This window comes from Erythrobacter sp. SD-21, from assembly GCF_000181515.1.
In the GTDB taxonomy this organism is placed as follows: Bacteria; Pseudomonadota; Alphaproteobacteria; order Sphingomonadales; family Sphingomonadaceae; genus Qipengyuania.
Genome location: NZ_ABCG01000005.1, coordinates 162,169 through 180,292, shown reverse-complemented (window position 1 = coordinate 180,292; position 18,124 = coordinate 162,169). Strand labels below are relative to the sequence as shown.

Here is an 18,124-nt window from a genome sequence, read left to right as displayed (position 1 = left end):
GGCATTTCAGGCCGTGGGCGTCTCGGTCGGCACCATCACGGTGTCGAGCGGAATGATCACCCCGTTGGTGGCGGCGGTCGCCGTACCGGTGAACCGGGCCGACGAGCCGTTGCCGTTGGAGACCGTGATCGCCTCGCCATCGCGCGAGAAGGTGACGGCGGTGCCGCCCAGCGTGGTCATAGTCACATCGCCGCCTTGGGTGTCCAGCGCCTCGCCGATGTTCTCGGGCGTCAGGTGCCCCGGCAATATGTGTTCGCGCAGCAGGCCGACGAGGAGAGGACGCTGCTCTTCCTCAAGCAGCGCCTTGCCGGAATCGCCCAGCCTGTCGAAGGCGGGATCGTTGGGGGCGAGCAGTGTGTAGCTGCCCGGGCCATCGAAGATCGAGCCGAGTTGCGCCGCCGAAATCGCGCCGTTGAGGCTAGCCATGTCGGGGAGGTCGCCGAGCGAGGCGGCGAGGGTGCGGGTGCCTTCATCCTGGGTGGCGGTCGAACCTTCGTCGGCCGTGTCGGCATCGCTCGAACAGGCGGGTAGCAGGGCCATGCCTGCGATTGCACCGGCCAGCACGATGGGCTTGGTGAAGTTCTTCATCATGTCTCTCCGGATCAGATCAGCAGTTCGATGGCAGCCGCGACGAGGCGGGTCTCGGGATCGATCTGGTACACGTAGCCATCCGAATAGCGATACATATAGTCGGGGGTGTCATAGTAGCGATCGCGATAGGCGTGGGGGACGTTGTAGACGTCGTAGCCACGCGGCATGGCCTGCCCGATACGGAAATCGTCACCCGTAATCAGCGCCGCGATCGAGGTGATCGCCGCGTCTTCGGGGGCGACGCGGTAGATGACGTTGTCGGCATAGCGATAGCGGTCCGGGCTGCCGAGGTTGTAATAGTCGACATAGTAGTCCGGCACGCGATAGCTCTCATAGCCGCGCGGCCATACGTTGCCGATGCCCAGCGCTCCGCCGAGGAGCGGAATCCAGCTCGACACACCCCGATCGCCGTACCGCACGAGATAGCCGTCGTTATAGTAATAGTCGCCGCGCCGGTCGTAATTGGTCAGGCCGAACAGGCTGGGGCGGTAATCGTAGCCGAACAGGTTGCGCTGGTAGCGGTCCTTGACCTGCCCCGGCGGGTTGCACCCGTTGCGCTTCTTCGCAAGGCCCGGGGGGCAGCCGTCGATCAGGGTGCGATCGCGATCCTGCACCAGCCAGCGCGTGTCGCGCTCGCCGCGCAGGATGCGGTGGCCGTCGCGGCGGTCGCGATCATCATAGCGCACGCGCACTTCGCGCCGATCGTCGCGCCGATCATTGCGGTCTGCGCGCCGGTCGTCATAGGAGCGTTCGTTCCGCTCGTCGCGTCGGCCGTTCCCGCGCTTGTCGTTCTGGGCCTGGGCGGGACGGCCCTCCCAGTCGCGATCGCGGTTGTCCCTGCCGTTGCCCTTCTTTTGGGCGCGCTGCCCCTTTTCCTGACGGTCAGGGCCGCGATCGGCCTTTTTGCCGCCGTTTCCATTGCCCTTGGCCTGACCCGCGGCGTGCTTGTTTCCGCCGCCATTGCCCTTGCCGTTTCCCTGGGCGTAAGCGCCGCTGGCCGCGAGCGCGATGGCTGCCGCCCCTGCCACGATGATACGCATAGCTGATACTCCTTTGACCCTGCAAACGGGGTAGAGCGCGAGTCGGTTCCGGTTAATCTGGACGCAAGGAAACGGCGGAAAACCGTCAGCTGCGGTAGAGTTTGGCCTCTTGCCGGCGTCGCCGTTCCAGTCCCTTAAGCACTTTGCCCCCTGCGTAGCGCCAACGGGCGAACTCCTCGGCGGCCGCCTCGTATTCTCCTGCCCGGTGTAGCTTGGTGAGCGAGGCGCGGCGGATCGCGCCGGTGTTGAAATGGAAGCTCACGAGGGCGTCGAACTGGCCCTGCGTCGTCGGGCAATTTCCGATCGCCGACGCGACATCCTTTGCGTGCCGTGCGATATCCTGTTCCAACCGTGCATCGCATTGCGCCTTGGTCCACACGGTGTCGAGACTGATATCGGTGCCGGTTGCGCCCCAGCCGATGGTCCAGGGTGCGCCTCCGGTGCCGGGGTCGGGATAGGCTTCGAAACACCCGTCGGGTCGCTCGCGGGCGCAGCCCTCGAACCGTTTGATAAGCTGGATGCCCTCTGGCGACACCCTACAGGATGGAACGGATGGAGCAGGGTCCTGGGCGGAAACTCCCGCCGACGCGTCGAGCGCAGCGTCGAGAGCGTCGACTTCCTGCTGGTCGAACTTGCGACCAAGCAGGCGGCGGACGGCGTCGAAAACGGGCTTGCGGTGCATAGGGAAGGCCTTTCATCGGAGACAGGCCGCCCAATCATGCACACTCAAGTTAAGTAGGAAATCCGGTTTGAGGATCAGCCCTCGGCACCGGGGGATTCCTCGCCGTCCTTGTCCGAACCTTCCGGCCGGCCTTCCGGATAGAGCGTTGCATAGACCTCGTCCAAGGTCAGTCTGCCATAGGCCATGTCAGGGGCTTTGTGGGGATTTTCGACCTTGCCGAGACGCATGTTGAGGATGTCGAAATCTTCCGCCGACGGGGACCAGACTTCCTTGCTCCGGCCAAGGCCCGAGGCATCGTCGCTAGGCTCCAGCTCGGCGCAGAACTCCTTCACAAGGAGCGACACGTCGAAATCCTCGAGGAACTCGAGGCCGAACTGGCGGTCGACAGCCCACCGTACACGGGCCGCGATATCGCCGGCGTTGGCGAGCGATAGCGTGACGTCCTGTCCCACCGCAAGATCGACACTGTCGGCAAGCGCGATCATGGCCCCGCTGCGCGAAATATTGCGCAGGCGCGCGGTCGCCTCGCGCTTTTTCCAACGCAGTTTGGCGACGAAGACGAGGTTGTGGCGGGTCGAACGCTCGCGCCGTTCGGACCCTACGGCGAGGCCCGCCGCACCTCCCGCCGCTTCTAGTTCGTGCCGGATCGTCTTGACGACATAGTCCTGCACACCGGCATCGGCGATGATCACCGTCTCGGCGATGAATTCGAGACCGATTCGCCCCGAGCGCAGCCAACGCACCGCAGTCGTGATCGGGGCGCAGTCCTCGATCGAGAGGTACACTTCCTGTCCGATTGCCAGATCGAGGCCGCTTTCAATCATAACCCCGTTGGATGAGATGTTGAGCAGGCAAACTTCGTGGATATTGCCGCCGATGTCCGCGCGGGCCTTCTTCCCGCGCAGGACGTGGCGATCCTCGTTGCGCTGGTGGATCGCGCGCGGACCGTTGCGCGGAATAGCCACCGCGCCGAGACCCGAGGCCTGGGGGTCCTGCTTGCGCTTTTTCTTCTGGATGATCACGTCGGCGCGCGTCTGCGCCTCATCCTGAGGTATGTCCTTGCGCCAGAAATTCATGCCTGTCCTAGGTCCGCCGTAAGCTCTCAAAGGGAGCCTAGAGCGGTGATACTAAGAAACAGTTTAGGCTCATCACTCTCCTTTCCGCGCAAAAGAAAGGGCGCCGGGCAGAACCCGACGCCCTCATCTTTTTGGTGCGAGGCTTAAGCGCTGTAATACATATCGAACTCCGCCGGGCAGGGCGTGGTTTCGACGCGCAGGACTTCGTCCCACTTCAGTTCGGCGTAGGCGTCGACCTGGTCCTTGGTGAAGACGTCGCCCTTGAGCAGGAACTCGTGATCGGCTTCCAGCGCCTCGAGCGCCTCACGAAGCGAACCGCAGACAGTCGGAACGTCGGCGAGCTCTGCCGGGGGCAGGTCGTAGAGGTTCTTGTCCATCGCTTCGCCCGGATGGATCTTGTTCTGGATGCCGTCGAGACCGGCCATCAGCAGCGCGGCATAGGCGAGATAGGGGTTGGCCATCGCGTCTGGGAAGCGGAACTCGACGCGCTTTGCCTTGTCGCCCGCACCATAGGGGATGCGGCACGATGCCGAACGGTTGCGCGCCGAATAGGCGAGCAGCACCGGCGCTTCAAAGCCCGGCACCAAGCGCTTGTAGCTGTTGGTGGTCGGGTTGGTGAAGGCATTGAGGGCCTTGGCGTGCTTGATGACGCCGCCGATGTAGTAGAGGCAGTTTTCACTGAGACCGCCATACTGGTTGCCGGCGAAGGTCGGCTTGCCACCGTCCCAGATCGACATGTGGGTGTGCATGCCCGAACCGTTATCGTCCTTGATCGGCTTGGGCATGAAGGTCGCGGTCTTGCCGTAAATATGCGCGACCTGGTGCACGACATACTTGTAGATCTGCATGTTGTCGGCGGTTTCGACCAGCGTTCCGAAGGTGAGGCCAAGCTCATGCTGCGCGGCGGCCACCTCGTGGTGGTGCTTGTCGCAATTGAGGCCCATTTCGATCATGGTCGAGACCATTTCGCCGCGAATGTCGACGGCGCTGTCGACCGGGGCCACGGGGAAATAGCCACCCTTGGCGCGCGGACGATGGGCAAGATTGCCGCTCTCGTATTCCTTGCCGCTGTTGGTCGGAAGTTCGATGTCGTCGATGGCGTAACCCGATCCTGCATAGCCGTCTTCGAAGCGGACATCGTCGAACATGAAGAATTCGGCTTCCGGACCGACGTAGATGGTGTCGCCGAGACCGGTCGACTTGAGGAAGGCCTCGGCGCGCTTGGCGGTCGTGCGCGGGTCGCGGGCGTACCATTCGCCGGTCGAGGGTTCGACGATGTCGCAGAACATGATCAGCATCGGTTCTGCGCTGAACGGGTCGACATAGACGCGTTCGAGGTCGGGCTTCAGGATCATGTCGCTTTCGTTGATGACCTTCCAGCCGGCGATCGACGAGCCGTCGAACATCAGGCCGTCTTCGAGTTGGTCCTCATCGAGCGTCTTGGCGACCATGGTCAGGTGCTGCCACTTGCCCTTGGGGTCCGTGAAGCGCAGGTCGACCCACTCGATTTCCTCGTCCTTGATACGCTCGAGGACGTCCTTCGCACTTGCCATGAATTCTTCCTTCTTCAATTCCCCTCCCGCCTGCGGGAGGGGCTAGTTGTGGGTTGGTGGAGAGCGGCCCCTGTGGCCCACCCCCCGACCCCCTCCCGCAAGCGGGAGGGGGAGGTAGCTAGATCGCGTCGTCGTCTTTCTCGCCGGTGCGGATCCGCAGCGCGCTTTCGATGGAGGATACGAAAATCTTGCCGTCGCCGATGCGGCCGGTCTGCGCTGCGCTGGCGATGGCTTCGACAGTGCGTTCGGCGATATCCTCGGGCACGACCACTTCGAGCTTCACCTTGGGCAGGAAGTCGACGACATATTCGGCCCCGCGGTAGAGTTCGGTGTGACCCTTCTGGCGGCCGAAGCCCTTGGCCTCGGTCACCGTGATGCCGGATACGCCAATTTCGTGCAGCGCCTCCTTCACCTCGTCGAGCTTGAAGGGCTTGATGATCGCTTCGATCTTTTTCACCTGTCCACCGGTCCCGTCTCTGGCCTGTGCGCGAAGAGGCCGCACACAGACCTAATGTGTTCTTTCGCGCGGTGTTCCAAGAAACGTGCCAAGCGCGCGAATGGCGGAAATGCGCGGTGATGGGTTGGCGGCTTGGAGCCTAGTGCCCAAAGTATGGCCTGAGGCTGCACAATAATTAGGCAATCGGCAAGTGCAGCCCCGCTGTTTCCGGCAGGCCGCACAGGAGGTTGAGGTTCTGCACTGCGGCCCCGCTCGCTCCCTTTCCGAGATTGTCGAGGGTGGCCATGAGGCGCGCCTGCGAGCGATCGGGAGAAGCGAAGACGAACAGTTCCATGTCGTCGCGCGCGGGGGCATCGGGCTTGACCAGCAATTCGACGGGCAGGCCGAAATCGGGGTGGACGCGGACGATTGGCGAGCCTTCGTAGAAGCGTTCCAGAGCCTCGAGCAGCGCCCCAGCATCGACGGCACCATCGATCAGCCCCAGCGCCAGCGGCACTTCGACCACCATGCCGCGATAGGCATCGACCACGGCCGGGGAAAACACCGGAGGATGGGTGAGCTGCGCATGGGCCTGCATTTCGGGCAGGTGCTTGTGCCCCATCGCCAGGCCATAGGCGCGAAAGGCGGGGGAGGGTTCGAAGATCTCGAACCGCTCGATCAGGCCCTTGCCCCCGCCGGAAAAACCGCTGACGGCGTGCACGGTGTAGGGCCAGTCGGCGGGCAGAAGTCCCTTGCGCACCAGCGGCGCGATTAGAGCGAGGAAGCCGGTAGGATAGCAGCCCGGATTGCTGACCCGGCGCGCGTCGGCCACGCGTTCGCGCCCGTTGAGTTCGGGAAAGCCGTAACACCAGTTCTCGGCGGTGCGATGGGCGGAAGAGGCGTCGATTACCCGCGTGCCGCTGGCCGGGTCGAGCAGTTCGATCGCCTCGATCGCCGCCTCGTCGGGCAGGCACAGGATCGCGACATCGGCATCGTTCAAGGCTTCGCGCCGGGCGTTCGCATCCTTGCGCTGCGCGTCGTCGAGCGTGATCAGCGTAAATTCGCTGCGGCCCTTGAGCCGTTCGGCAATCTCGAGGCCGGTCGTCCCCGCCGCCCCGTCGATGAAGACGCTATGCGTCAATGTCGGGCGCGAGCGCGCTGATGTGCGCGTAGCCGCTGGGGCCTTGCGGGCCGCGGGTCAGCCATACCCAATCGCCTTCGCAATCGAGCAGCTCGACGTCCGATCCGGCGGACAGGGTCGCGCCGTCTTCCGCATCGTCGCGCGAGTTCAGCTTGAGCGTCACATCGGCATCGCCGATCTTGTGCGCGTGCGGGATGACGTAATGCGCGGCCAGATAGCCATCGGCCAGCGCGACATGCGCAAGGTCGCCGCGCAGGGGCAGCGTTCCCGGAGCAGGCTTCTGCACCGGTCCCTTCAGTCCCACGATCCCTTCAGGCAGTGTGTAATCGGCGGCTGCGCTCACGTATTTCTTTCCCTTTTGCGGTGCGGGAGCGCTTAACCCCGTCCCTTGCGCTGGGCAAGTCGGACGCACGGACTATGCCGCTTTGAAACGGTTCTGGAGCATGTGCCAGGCGGCGCGCAGGCCGTAGGCATCGCCGCCCTTGGGTCGTCCCGGCTTGGCGGAAGGCCGCCATGCGAAAGTGTCGAAATGCGCCCAGTCGATGCCGTCGCCCACGAACTTGTCGAGGAACAGGCCCGCCACGCTGGCTCCGGCGAAGGCGTTGCCATGCGCGTTGTTGGTGTCGGCGATCTCGGAATTGAGCCACTCGGCATAGGCTTCGGGCAGGGGCAGGCGCCAGGGTTGGTCGTCATGCGCCTTGCCGGCTTCGATCAGCGCATCGGCCGTCGCGTCCTTGCGCGCCATTAGGGCGGGGAAGTCGGGGCCGAGCGCCACGCGCGCCGCGCCGGTCAGCGTGGCGAAATCGAGGATCAGTTCCGGTTCCTCCTCGCTCGCGCGGGTGAGTGCATCGCCGAGGATGAGGCGGCCTTCGGCATCGGTGTTGCCGATTTCCACGGTCAGCCCCTTGCGCGACTTGAGAACATCGCCGGGGCGGAAGCTGTTGCCGGAAATCGCGTTCTCGACCGCCGGGACGAGGAGGTGGAGCCGCACCGGCAGTTTCGCGCCCATGATCAGTCCGGCCAGCGCGATGGCGTGCGCCGCGCCGCCCATGTCCTTTTTCATCAGCAGCATTCCCGAGGAGCTCTTCACGTCGAGGCCGCCGCTGTCGAAGCACACACCTTTGCCGACCACCGCAATCACGGGATCGCTTTCCTTGCCCCAGGTGAGGTGCATGATGCGCGGGGCGTGGTGGCGCGTCGCGGCGCGGCCCACGGCGTGGACCATGGGATAGCCCTGTTCGAGCTGGTCGCCGCGGGTCACTGTCAACTTGCCGCCGTGCTCCTTGGCCAGCCGCTCGCATTGCTCTTCCAGCGCGGCGGGGCCCATGTCCTCGGCGGGCGTGTTGACGAGATCGCGCACGAGGCACACGGCGCGCGCCTCGGCCAGCGCGGCATCGATCCGCTTGGCATCCTTGGTCAGCAGCACGCGCGGCCCCACGGGCTTGTCCGGTTTCTTGTACCGGGTGAAGCTGTATTGCGCGGTCTGCCAGCCATGCACGGCAGGGCCGGGCTCGCCCTCGGCGCGGCGATAGGTCCCGGCAGGCAGCGCCTCGGCGAGTTTCGCCATGCACCAGCTGGACAATTCATCCGGATCGGCCACGCCGCCTACGGCAAACCAGCCATCGCCATCGGGCACTATGCCGACTTGGTAGCCACTGCCGTCGAACTTTTGCGCCTCGAGCGCGGCACGCTGGCCGGAAGAAAGCGACTTGGCCCAGTCGTTGAACCCGTCCTTGTTCACGAGATGGATGGGGATAGCGTCCTGTCCGCGGTCCGCTTGAACTAGGTTGGTCTTGTCGGCCATGGTATTCCCCTCGGATTAATCTGCTTCGTGCCAAGGTAATTCGATGCGTACGCCCCTGTTCCTGATTTCCCTCGCCCTGTCGAGCGCGGCCTGCGCGCCGGGTGGGGACGAAACTGGCCAACCGATTGCCGGGCCGGAAAATCCGCGAGCCCCCGCATCACCGAAGGCGCCGGACGCCCTGAATGCGGACGCGGTGCAGGCTTTCACCTTCGACGATCAGGAGCAGCGTGACGGCGGAACGCGGGAATTCAGCTACAGCTGGCCGCGCGAGGTCGCCCGCATCGAGCCACTCGCCGTTCAGCTCGATAAGGAACGGACCAGCGCGCTGACAACGCAAAGACGCGAGTGGGAGCAATCGCTGGTCGACTTCCCCGGCGATTGCGTGTCGTGCAAGAGCCGCGGCTACGAAAAGGAATGGCAGGTCGTGGCCGATCTTCCCGGCTACCTCAGCCTTTCGGCAAACCTTTACGAATATACCGGCGGGGCACACGGCATTTACGGAAAGCAGTCCCTCGTTTGGGACAAGGAGCGGGCTCGCTCGCTTGCCGGCATCGAGCTTTTCAACTCGCCCGTCGCGCTCGAGAATGCTTTGGGCGCACGCCTTTGCGAGGCCCTGGATCGGGCGCGCGAGCGCAAGCGCGGAATGGCCGTGGACCGCTCGTCAGGCGGCGCCTTCAATGATTGCCCGGGTCTTGACGAGGCAAGCCTCCTCATCGGTTCTTCGAACGGGCAGACGTTCGACCGCATCGGGGTCTATTTCGGCCCCTATGTCGCAGGCGCCTATGCCGAAGGGGATTACGAGCTCAATTTTCCCGTCACGGGTTCGGTGCTCGACGCCGTAAAGCCGGAATATGCCAGCGCTTTCAGCGTAAAGCGTTAGGATACTCGCAATTTGGGCGCCGCGTCGCTACATGGACGCGCATGACCGAATATCAGGTAATCGACAGCGACCAGACCGTCTATCGTGACGGGACCATCAAGCTCCACGGGCCGGAAGGCTTCGAAGGCATGCGCAAGGCCGGGCGCCTTGCGGCGGAAATCCTCGACGAGCTGACCGGTTTCGTGAAGCCGGGCGTTACCACTGGCCAGATCGACGACAAGGCGCGCGAGATGATGCTCGACGCCGGCGCGGTGCCGGCGACCATGGGCTATCGCGGCTATGCGCACAGCTGCTGCACTTCGATCAATCACGTGATCTGTCACGGCATCCCGTCAGACAAGGCGCTGAAGGATGGCGATATCGTCAATATCGACGTGACCCCGCTGCTCGACGGCTGGCACGGCGATACCAGCCGGATGTTCTTCGCCGGCGAACCGGCGCTGAAGGCGCGCAAGCTGGTCGACGTGACCTATGAATGCCTCATGCTCGGCATCGAGGCCGCACGCCAGCCGGGCGCGCGGCTAGGCGATATCGGCGCGGTGATCGAGGCGCACGCCCGCCAGCACCGCTATGGCGTGGTACAGGAATTCTGCGGCCATGGCCTCGGCCGCCTGTTCCATGATGCGCCCGAAGTGATCCACACGGGCCGCAAGGGCACGGGCCCGCTGCTGAAGCCCGGCATGTTCTTCACCATCGAACCGATGATCAATCTGGGCCGTCCGCACGCCAAGATGCTGAGCGACGGCTGGACTGCAGTGACGCGCGACAAATCGCTTTCCGCCCAGTTCGAACACTCCATCGGCATTACCGAGGACGGGGTCGAAATCTTCACCACCAGCCCCAAGGGATTGCACAAGCCGCCCTACGCCTAAGTCTCCCGAGCGGCCCTTATCGCAGCTGCCGCGGCGAAGGGCGCCAGCGCGACCAGGCCGAGGCTTATCGACGCGGTCAGCAACAGGGCGGACGGATCGGGCCGGCCCAGCGCGCCAGCCCCGAAGATCAGGATCGGGACGGCAAGCGGGATCACCATCAGCCCCGCTAGCGCCGCGCCGCCGCGCATCGCCGCCGTGAGCGCGGCCACTGCAAGGCCGACGGCGGCAAGACCCGGCGTGCCGGCCATGAGGCCGAGAAGAACGGTGCGGGTCGTCTCGCCCGTCAATCCCAGCAGGGCCGCAGCGGGCAGGGTAGCGAGTAGCAGCAGCGGAGCGAAGGCGAGCCAGTGGGCGGCGAGACGCACCATCATGGCAAGCTCCTCCGAAATGCCGCGCAGGTGCAACTGGTCGAAGACGCCCGCCTCGAGATCGCTCGCGACCAACTTCTCCAAAGGCAGGATCGCGGCCAGCAACGCCGCGACCCAGATCACGCCGCCGCCCGTGCGCGCGAGCAATTGCGCATCCGGCCCGACGGCGAAGGGATAGAGCATCGCCACCGCGAGGAAGAACAAGAGCGGCAGCACGCCGCCGCCTCCGCTCCCGCCGGGCAGGAGCAAGCCGAGATCGCGTCGGAGCAGAGTGATGGCCGCGCTCATGCCGCGAAGTCCTCAATCGCGAGTGTCCGGCCACCGGGAAGGGCAATCGCCTGGTGCGAGGCGACCACGGCGATGCCGCCGCCTGCGCAATGCTGCGCCACCAGCGCTTCCACGCTCGCCTGAGCCTGCGCATCGAGACCGTTCAGCGGCTCGTCGAGCAGCCAGATCGGGCAATTACGGTTGAGCAAACGGGCGAGCGCGGCACGCTTCTTCTGGCCGGTCGAGAGGTATCGTACCGGAATGTCGAGCAGCTCATCAAGCTGGAGCAGATCGAACGCTCGGCCTGAATCGCTGCAGCCGTCGAGCCGCTCCCAGAACGCAAGGGCGCGTCCCAGCGGCTGGTTCGCGTCCAGCGCAAGCCGTTCGTCAATGAGGCCTATATCGCCGGTCGTGGAAATTTCGCCAGTGAAGGGGCGCAAGAGGCCGGCAAGGATGCGGATCAGGCTCGACTTTCCGACCCCGTTCGCACCGGCCACATGCAGCGCATCGCCCGCCTCGCACGCCAGCGACAACCCCTTGAAGAGCAGTCTCTCGCCGCGGCGGCAGGCAATATCTTTCGCGGTGAGCTGCGCTTGCATGGTTGGGTGCGATAGGCAAAAGCCGCGCTAGCCACAAGCAACACAGGATTCGCTCAAGATGCCCGTCGAAGAACTGACCGCCGAAGAACGCGACACCTGGCTGCGCGCGCTGCCCGAATGGTCGCTGGCGCGCGAAGGTAAGGCAATCGAACGCAGCTTCGAATTCGCCGATTTCGCCGAGGCTTTCGCCTTCATGACGCGCATCGCGATCATCGCTGAAAAGCGCGATCACCATCCCGAATGGTTCAACGTCTACAACAAGGTGGACATCACCCTGACCACGCATGACGCGGGCGGCCTCTCCCTTCGCGACGTGAACATGGCCAAGAAGATCGACAAGCTGGTCTAGAAATTACCCTCGCGCTGCCGGGGTGTGAGGTCCAGCGTCATCTTCGAGCGTGCCCCTACTTGCCGAGCGGGCGGGCCGAGGCGCGGGTCTGCTTGCGGACCTTGCCGGGCATCCAGCGCGCACCGAAAGCAAGTTGCTTGGCGGTCTTGCCGACGGTGGTGTGGAGCTTGTCGCCATGCACCGCGTCCCAGGCGGCCTTGGCCACTTCCTCGACCTGCGTGATCTCCAGCCCGGCGTCGGTGACGCGGGTGCGGATGTCCTCGTTGCTCTTGGCATTGGGATTGTGATCGAGCAGCGGCGTGTCGATGAAGCTGGGCATGATCGAGCGGACCTTGATGCCGTCCTCCGCCCATTCCCCGTCGAGGCTTTCGGTGATGGCGCGCACCCCGAACTTGGTCGCCGAATACACGCTCGCGCCGGGCGTGCCGTAGATGCCCGCCGCGCTCGCGGTGTTGAGCAGGCAGGAACCGGGCGCAGTCTTCTTGAGCCAGGGATAGACCGTCTGCGCGCCAAACAGCACGCCCTTCAGATTGATATCGAGGCAGCGTTCGATTTCCGCCACGCTGTTTTCCTCCAGCGCGCCGCCCAGCGGAATGCCCGCGTTGTTGGCCAGCACGTCGATCCGGCTGCCGGCGGCAGTGGCGAAGCCATCGAGCGCACGGTCCCACGCCTCGCGGTCGCGCACGTCGAAGGTGTGCTGGTAGCTGAAGCCGTGCTTCATCAGGCCGAGAGTTTCGCGCATGCCAGCCTCGTCGACATCGCCCACGCCCACGAACCAGTCGCGCTCCGCAAAATAGAGCGCGATGGCGCGCCCGATCCCCGAAGCGCCGCCAGTGACGAATATTGCCTTGCGCGTGGTCATAGTCCCTCTCTCTTTTTTGGTTTTGTCGCTTCAGAGCGCCGGGTTGGCATAGGCATGCCAGGTAAAGATGGCCATCGCGCCGCGATACGGCTTCCACCCTTCCGCAAGCGCACGCGTCCGCTTTTCGCTGGGCCTTTCGGACAGGTCGAACAGCTTCCCGCAGGCCGCCTGCACGGCAAGGTCGCCTGCAGGCCAGATGTCCTGACGGCCTTCTGCGAAGAGCAGGTAGATTTCCGCCGACCAGCGCCCGATGCCCTTGATCCGGGTCAGCTCGGCAATCGCGGCCTCGTCGTCCTGCGGCAGGTTTTCCAGATCGAGTTCGCCGCCTTCCACCAGTTCGCACAGGCTTCGGGCGTAGCCCTGCTTCTGGCGCGAAAGGCCGCAAGCGCGCAGCGTGTCGAAATCGCGCGCGAGAAGTTCGCCTGTGTGCATATCCTCGCCCAGTTCGGCTTCGAGTTTGCCCCAAACCGAGGAGGCCGCGGCGACGCTGACCTGCTGGCCCACGATGGTTCTGAGCAGCGTGCGGTAACCGGTCGGGCGGATGCGCTCTTCGGGATAGCCGACCCGCTGGATGGCGCCGGCCACCACCGGGTCCTGCGCGGCGACGGCGTCGAGGTGGTCGCGCAGCTGAGCGTTGGTTAACCCCATGTCTTTGGCTTGCCTTCCCGCCTCGCTTTGAATAGCAGCCCCTCGCATAGGGCCCGCGCGGCGGGCAAGGCAACACAGGACATGCATCGATGCCCAAGCTGATCGTCACTACCCGCGAAGGCGAGACTTCCGAAATCGAGGTCGAAAACGGCCTCACCGTGATGGAAGCCATCCGCGACAACGGTTTCGACGAACTCCTCGCCCTGTGCGGCGGCTGCTGCTCCTGCGCGACCTGCCACGTCCATGTCGACCCCGCTTTCACCGGCAAGCTGCCGGAAATGAGCGAGGACGAGGACGATCTGCTCGAAAGCAGCGATCACCGCGTCGATACCTCACGCCTGTCCTGCCAGATCCCCTTCACCGGCGAACTCGACGGGCTGAAGGTTACTATCGCCCCTGAAGATTGATGTTGTTTGCGCGCGAGTAGGGCGCCCTCTACCTCGGCCAGCATGACACAGATCCCCGTACGCGAGCGCACGCTCGACCTCATCGGCAACACCCCGCTCGTCCGTCTTGCCGGGCCGAGCGAGGAAGCCGGCTGCGATATCTACGGCAAATGCGAATTCGCCAACCCCGGCGCCAGCGTGAAGGACCGCGCCGCGCTCTATATCATCCGTGATGCCGAGGCGCGTGGCGAGCTGAAACCGGGCGGCTGCGTGGTGGAAGGCACCGCGGGCAACACCGGCATCGGCATCGCGCTGGTCGCTAACGCGCTGGGCTATCGCACGATCATCGTGATGCCCGACAACCAGAGCCGCGAGAAGATGCAGACCCTGCGCGCTCTGGGGGCGGAGCTGGTGACCGTGCCGCCGACCAAATACGCCGATCCGCAGCATTTCCAGCACGTCTCGCGCCGGATGGCGGAAGAAACCGATGGCGCGATCTGGGCGGGCCAGTTCGACAACATTGCCAATCGCAAGGCGCATATCGAAGGCACCGCCAAGGAACTTTGGGAGCAGCTGGAAGGCCGGATCGACGGTTTCACCTGCGCAGCGGGCACCGGCGGCACCATCGCCGGTGTCGGCATGGGGCTGAAGGAACTGGACGAGACCGTCACTATCGCGCTGACCGATCCGCATGGTGCGGCGCTCTACAATTACTACGCCAATGGCGAATTGAAGGGCGAGGGCTCCTCGGTCGCGGAGGGAATCGGGCAGGGCCGCATCACCGGCAATCTCGAAGGCGCTCCGATCGACACGCAGTTCCGTATTTCGGACGAGGAGGGGCTGAACTGGGTCTCCCGCCTGCTGCGCGAGGAAGGTTTGTGCCTCGGCCTGTCGAGCGGGATCAACGTTGCCGGCGCGGTGGCGCTGGGCAGACATCTGGTTGCCGAGGGGCGCGAGAACTCGAGGGTTGCAACCATCCTGTGCGACACGGGCTTCCGCTATCTCTCCACGCTCTATAACGCGGACTGGTTGCGCTCGAAGGACTTGCCGGTGTTCGACTGGCTCGAGGACAGCGATTGACGAAGCGCGCCGCGAGGCCCAAGATTCGCCCCATGCCGCGTGGCCTCGATCTTACCCGCAACGCTCCCGGACCGAGCGATCCCACCGATCTTCCGCTCGGCGGGACGCGCTCGCAATCGGTGCAGCGTCTCCAGTTCGGCATTGGCGGTGTCGTTCTTATGGTGCTGCTGGTCGGCCTGGCCAGCCTGATCCAGGATCGCACGCGCGAGGTCGATGCCGCCGCCGTCCCGGCCGCCGCGCCGACGACCGAGCCGAGCGAGACGGTCACGCAGAACGATCCGCTGGTCGAAGCGGGCGTGGTACCCGACCTCCCGGATGCGCCTTCTCCCACGCCCAGCCAGTCGCCCGCCGTCGTTCCCGAACAGGCCACTCCCGAAAATGACCAGCGCCAGCCTTAGGCTCGCCGCACTCTTCCCTGTCCTGCTTGCCGGTTGCCATGGCGAACCGGAGCCGGCCACGGACGCGATCGCGCCGCAAGCGGAAGCGGCCAGGAGCATCGATGGGCAGGAAGGCGAACGCCTCGGCCTCTTCTCCACTCTGCCGATCTACTGGGGCGAGGGCGGTGATGTCGCGGCAATCCTCGAGGGGGCAGGCGAACAGGGCTGGGTCCGCAGCGTGCTGGAGGAAGAGGGCAAAATCGTCCCCCTCGACACGCTCGAAGAAGACGCGCTGCTAGGGCTGGATCGTGTCATCCTCGCCCAGCCGCGCCCGCTGGCGCCTTCCGAGAACGTGGCTTTCGACGCGTGGGTGCGAAACGGCGGAAGTGCGCTGGTCTTCGCCGACCCGATGCTGACTCAGCACAGCGACTATCCGCTTGGCGACCCGCGTCGCCCGCATGACATGGTAGTGCTCTCGCCGCTTCTTGCGCATTGGGGGCTTGTGCTGCGTTTCGATGAGGGGCAGCGGGCGGGATTACGCGGCGTCGCTGCGGACGATCTCGTCCTGCCGGTCGAGCTTGCGGGTCACTTCGAATTGCGCGGCGGCGCGGGCGGGGACGAATGCGCCTTGCTCGTCGACAGGCTGGTGGCGGATTGCCGTCTCGGCAAGGGGCGGGCGCTAATGGTCGCCGACGCCGCCCTGCTCGACGACCACGAAGAAGGTGCTGCCCGCAGCGGCGCGCTTCGCGATCTTCTCCTTCGTATTTTTCCAGGCTGAACTCTGACACGGGAAATCGCGGGACTCGGGCGGGGATTTCCCGGGAATGGCACGGGAGGTTCACGGGAAGTGACGGAACTTCTGCGGTTTTCCATAAGCGACGTTAACGAAATCTTAGAGATTTCAACAGGCTTTTAGGAGTAAAAGTATAACTAAATCAATTTGTTGCGGGTTAATCCCGTAAAATCCCGCAGTTTTCCCTTCCATCCCCGCGCCTTCCGCGATAAATCACTCAGACATCGGACATGCCAGTGTCGTTGCGCGCGCCGCTAATGCGGGCGCGCCGTGAAAGCGCGTGCTTTTGCGGACGGAGGAGGTGTGTCTGGTGGAGAGGTGAAAACGCCGACTGGGGCCAGAGCGCGGGGACAGGCAGTGCAATTCGGAGGGTACAGCGGACAAGCCTATTCGCCTGCGGGCGATAAGGGCCGCTTTGTGCTTCCGCCTCTGTTCCGCAAGGCCGTGAAGGAAAGTTCCGACGGCCGCGTCCTGTGCCTCATGAAGCATCCCACCTGGAACTGCCTCGTCGGCTTCGGTCTCAGCCGCAAGGAAGAGCTCGATGCCCAGCTCGACCGCGAGGAAGAGATGGCGATCCGCCTGAACCGCGATTTCGACCGCGACACCCGTGCCAGCCAGCTGTTCGGCTTCGTCGAAATGCCTTTCGACGACAGTGGCCGCTTCGTCATGCCCGAACATCTGCGCGCCCTCGGCAAGATCGAGGACGGCCTCTATTTCCAGGGCGGCGGTCGCTTCTTCACGCTGTGGAACCCGAGCGAGCTCGCCGAGATGGGCGACGACTGGGCCAGCGCCAAGGCTGCCTGCGAAAGCCTGCTTGCCGATGCAAAGGCGAAAGGCAAATGAGCGGCGCGCCCCACATTCCCGTCCTGCTTGACGAAGTCGTCGAAGCGCTGAACCCGCAGCCGGGCGATGTGCTTATCGACGCCACGTTCGGCGCGGGCGGCTACACGCGCGCGCTGCTCGAACGCGGCGCGACCGTTCATGCATTCGACCGAGACCCCGACGCCATTGCTTCGGGTCGCACGTGGCGGGAGACGGAGCAAACTCCGCCCCGCCTAATCCTCCACCCGCATCGCTTTTCGGAGATGCTGGAAGTCATGCGCGCTGCCGGTGTGGAGCGCGTGGACGGCGTGGTCATGGATATCGGCGTCTCCTCGATGCAGCTGGACCAGGCGCATCGCGGCTTTGCCTTTTCCGCCGACGGCCCGCTCGACATGCGCATGAGCCAGGATGGCGAAAGCGCGGCCGACTTCCTGAACACCGCGGCGGAAAGCACCATAGCGGACGTGGTCTACCAGTATGGCGAAGAGCGCCAGTCGCGCCGCGTTGCCCGCGCGATCGTGGCCGCGCGTCCGCTGGAGACGACCGGCGACCTCGCCCGTGTCGTGCGCAAGGCGCTGGGTCACAAGCCGCATGATAAGAAGGACCCGGCCACCCGGACCTTCCAGGCCATCAGAATTCACGTGAACGGCGAACTCGACGAACTGTCCCAAGGGTTGTCGGCCGCCGAACACCTGCTGCGCGAAGGGGGCCGCCTTGCGGTGGTCAGCTTCCACAGCCTCGAAGACCGGATCGTCAAGCGCTTCCTGCGCGAGGCATCCTCGACCCCGAGCGGCTCGCGTCACGTCCCCATGGCAGCACAGGTCGATCCGGTCTTCTCTCCCGTTTCCAAGGCGATCAAGCCCACCGAAGCCGAGATCGACCGCAACCCGCGTGCGCGCTCTTCGGTGCTGCGCCACGCGGTCCGCACCGCCGCACCGGCGAGGGAGGCTGCCTGATGTCCCGCACCTCACGCGTTCGCCAGATCGGCTGGTTGCTCCTTCTCGGGGCCTGCGTTGCCCTGTTCCTCGCGCTTACCTTCCAGGTGAACGCCGTGAAGAGCGACGTGCGCCTGATCGAACGCCAGATCATTGCAGCGGAACGCTCCAAGCTGATGCTCGAAACCGAATTCCAGACCCGTGCCAGCCAGCAGCAGCTCGCGGCGTGGAACCAGGTGGAATTCGGCTACAACGCCCCGCGTGCCGACCAGTATGTCGAGCACGAACGCCAGCTTGCCGCGCTCGGCACGCCGCGCGGACTGGGCGCGCCCCAGCCGATCCGCGTTGCCAAGGCCGACACCGGCCCGGTTGAGGATGACAGCCTGTTCGGCGACTGGATGAGCGATGACGAACCTTCCGAGGGTGGTCAGGCGCTTGCCGTAGCGGTGGTCGAAAGCCAGCCTGCCGAGCGGCTTGCAACCAGCCTCGCCCAGCGCCTTGCGCGGCCGGCCAGCGCCTCGGTAGCCATGGCCGAGGCAGCCCGGTGAACGCATTCTCCGCTC

The 18,124-nt window shown here is 64.8% G+C and carries 23 protein-coding genes; 10 read left to right on the top strand and 13 right to left on the bottom strand.

Translation table 11 applies throughout. The features are described from left to right. Positions 1-6 precede the first annotated feature (6 nt). The 9 genes from ED21_RS10160 to ED21_RS10120 all read right to left on the bottom strand — a co-directional run bounded on the left by ED21_RS10160 (position 7) and on the right by ED21_RS10120 (position 8,323). Entirely contained in the window at positions 7-591 is a 585-nt protein-coding gene (locus ED21_RS10160; protein WP_006833806.1) for a fasciclin domain-containing protein, read from the bottom strand. An 11-nt stretch (positions 592-602) separates the two neighbouring features. Further along, positions 603-1,631: a hypothetical protein gene (locus ED21_RS14770; protein WP_006833805.1), complete on the bottom strand. Its 1,029-nt coding sequence runs from the start codon at positions 1,629-1,631 to the stop codon at positions 603-605. An 85-nt stretch (positions 1,632-1,716) separates the two neighbouring features. Further along, positions 1,717-2,313: a lysozyme gene (locus tag ED21_RS10150; RefSeq protein ID WP_006833804.1), complete on the bottom strand. Its 597-nt coding sequence runs from the start codon at positions 2,311-2,313 to the stop codon at positions 1,717-1,719. A gap of 74 nt (positions 2,314-2,387) precedes the next feature. Then, positions 2,388-3,389, bottom strand: a complete 1,002-nt coding sequence (locus ED21_RS10145; protein ID WP_006833803.1) for a PilZ domain-containing protein — start codon at positions 3,387-3,389, stop codon at positions 2,388-2,390. A gap of 143 nt (positions 3,390-3,532) precedes the next feature. Further along, the gene (gene glnA, locus ED21_RS10140) at positions 3,533-4,942 is read right to left on the bottom strand and encodes a type I glutamate--ammonia ligase (RefSeq protein ID WP_006833802.1); all 1,410 of its coding nucleotides are present in this window, start codon (positions 4,940-4,942) and stop codon (positions 3,533-3,535) included. Positions 4,943-5,060: 118 nt separating this feature from the next. Further along, positions 5,061-5,399: a P-II family nitrogen regulator gene (locus tag ED21_RS10135; protein ID WP_006833801.1), complete on the bottom strand. Its 339-nt coding sequence runs from the start codon at positions 5,397-5,399 to the stop codon at positions 5,061-5,063. Between the two features lie 175 nt (positions 5,400-5,574). Beyond that, entirely contained in the window at positions 5,575-6,519 is a 945-nt protein-coding gene (gene argC / locus ED21_RS10130) for an N-acetyl-gamma-glutamyl-phosphate reductase (protein WP_006833800.1), read from the bottom strand. Beyond that, positions 6,509-6,862, bottom strand: coding sequence for a hypothetical protein (locus tag ED21_RS10125; protein WP_006833799.1), 354 nt, complete (start codon positions 6,860-6,862; stop codon positions 6,509-6,511). The genes argC and ED21_RS10125 overlap by 11 nt, the downstream gene beginning before the upstream one ends. A gap of 72 nt (positions 6,863-6,934) precedes the next feature. Next, on the bottom strand, positions 6,935-8,323 hold the full coding sequence (locus tag ED21_RS10120) for a M17 family metallopeptidase (RefSeq protein WP_006833798.1): 1,389 nt from the start codon (positions 8,321-8,323) through the stop codon (positions 6,935-6,937). 43 nt (positions 8,324-8,366) lie between these two features. On the opposite strand from ED21_RS10120, the gene ED21_RS10115 reads away from it, so the two are divergent. Together ED21_RS10115 and map are read left to right on the top strand one after the other, a co-directional pair. Next, on the top strand, positions 8,367-9,203 hold the full coding sequence (locus ED21_RS10115; protein WP_006833797.1) for a PdaC/SigV domain-containing protein: 837 nt from the start codon (positions 8,367-8,369) through the stop codon (positions 9,201-9,203). A 41-nt stretch (positions 9,204-9,244) separates the two neighbouring features. Continuing rightward, positions 9,245-10,075: a type I methionyl aminopeptidase gene (gene map / locus ED21_RS10110; RefSeq protein ID WP_006833796.1), complete on the top strand. Its 831-nt coding sequence runs from the start codon at positions 9,245-9,247 to the stop codon at positions 10,073-10,075. Here the strand turns inward: map and ED21_RS10105 are convergent. Together ED21_RS10105 and ccmA are read right to left on the bottom strand one after the other, a co-directional pair. Next, complete coding sequence (locus ED21_RS10105; protein WP_006833795.1) at positions 10,072-10,731, bottom strand: heme exporter protein CcmB; 660 nt, start codon at positions 10,729-10,731, stop codon at positions 10,072-10,074. The two genes, map and ED21_RS10105, sit on opposite strands and share 4 nt — an antisense overlap. Next, the gene (ccmA, locus tag ED21_RS10100; RefSeq protein ID WP_006833794.1) at positions 10,728-11,309 is read right to left on the bottom strand and encodes a heme ABC exporter ATP-binding protein CcmA; all 582 of its coding nucleotides are present in this window, start codon (positions 11,307-11,309) and stop codon (positions 10,728-10,730) included. The genes ED21_RS10105 and ccmA overlap by 4 nt, the downstream gene beginning before the upstream one ends. A 58-nt stretch (positions 11,310-11,367) precedes the next feature. On the opposite strand from ccmA, the gene ED21_RS10095 reads away from it, so the two are divergent. After that, on the top strand, positions 11,368-11,658 hold the full coding sequence (locus ED21_RS10095; RefSeq protein WP_006833793.1) for a 4a-hydroxytetrahydrobiopterin dehydratase: 291 nt from the start codon (positions 11,368-11,370) through the stop codon (positions 11,656-11,658). 55 nt (positions 11,659-11,713) lie between these two features. Here ED21_RS10095 and ED21_RS10090 read toward each other — a convergent pair whose 3' ends face one another. Next, positions 11,714-12,520, bottom strand: coding sequence for an SDR family oxidoreductase (locus ED21_RS10090; RefSeq protein ID WP_006833792.1), 807 nt, complete (start codon positions 12,518-12,520; stop codon positions 11,714-11,716). Between the two features lie 30 nt (positions 12,521-12,550). Beyond that, positions 12,551-13,168 carry a DNA-3-methyladenine glycosylase gene (locus ED21_RS10085; protein WP_006833791.1) on the bottom strand — a complete coding sequence of 206 codons (618 nt, stop codon included), beginning with the start codon at positions 13,166-13,168 and terminating at the stop codon, positions 12,551-12,553. 89 nt (positions 13,169-13,257) lie between these two features. Here ED21_RS10085 and ED21_RS10080 point away from each other — a divergent pair, with 89 nt between their 5' ends. The 7 genes from ED21_RS10080 to ED21_RS10050 all read left to right on the top strand — a co-directional run bounded on the left by ED21_RS10080 (position 13,258) and on the right by ED21_RS10050 (position 18,109). Continuing rightward, complete coding sequence (locus ED21_RS10080) at positions 13,258-13,575, top strand: 2Fe-2S iron-sulfur cluster-binding protein (protein ID WP_006833790.1); 318 nt, start codon at positions 13,258-13,260, stop codon at positions 13,573-13,575. 42 nt (positions 13,576-13,617) lie between these two features. After that, positions 13,618-14,634, top strand: coding sequence for a cysteine synthase A (locus tag ED21_RS10075; protein ID WP_006833789.1), 1,017 nt, complete (start codon positions 13,618-13,620; stop codon positions 14,632-14,634). A gap of 32 nt (positions 14,635-14,666) precedes the next feature. Then, positions 14,667-15,032, top strand: a complete 366-nt coding sequence (locus ED21_RS10070; protein WP_006833788.1) for a hypothetical protein — start codon at positions 14,667-14,669, stop codon at positions 15,030-15,032. Further along, positions 15,013-15,789, top strand: a complete 777-nt coding sequence (locus tag ED21_RS10065; protein ID WP_006833787.1) for a hypothetical protein — start codon at positions 15,013-15,015, stop codon at positions 15,787-15,789. The genes ED21_RS10070 and ED21_RS10065 overlap by 20 nt, the downstream gene beginning before the upstream one ends. Before the next feature lie 372 nt (positions 15,790-16,161). Then, positions 16,162-16,647: a division/cell wall cluster transcriptional repressor MraZ gene (locus tag ED21_RS10060; RefSeq protein ID WP_034922190.1), complete on the top strand. Its 486-nt coding sequence runs from the start codon at positions 16,162-16,164 to the stop codon at positions 16,645-16,647. Continuing rightward, entirely contained in the window at positions 16,644-17,582 is a 939-nt protein-coding gene (rsmH, locus tag ED21_RS10055) for a 16S rRNA (cytosine(1402)-N(4))-methyltransferase RsmH (protein WP_006833785.1), read from the top strand. The genes ED21_RS10060 and rsmH overlap by 4 nt, the downstream gene beginning before the upstream one ends. Further along, positions 17,582-18,109, top strand: a complete 528-nt coding sequence (locus ED21_RS10050) for a hypothetical protein (protein ID WP_006833784.1) — start codon at positions 17,582-17,584, stop codon at positions 18,107-18,109. The genes rsmH and ED21_RS10050 overlap by 1 nt, the downstream gene beginning before the upstream one ends. Positions 18,110-18,124 lie beyond the last annotated feature (15 nt).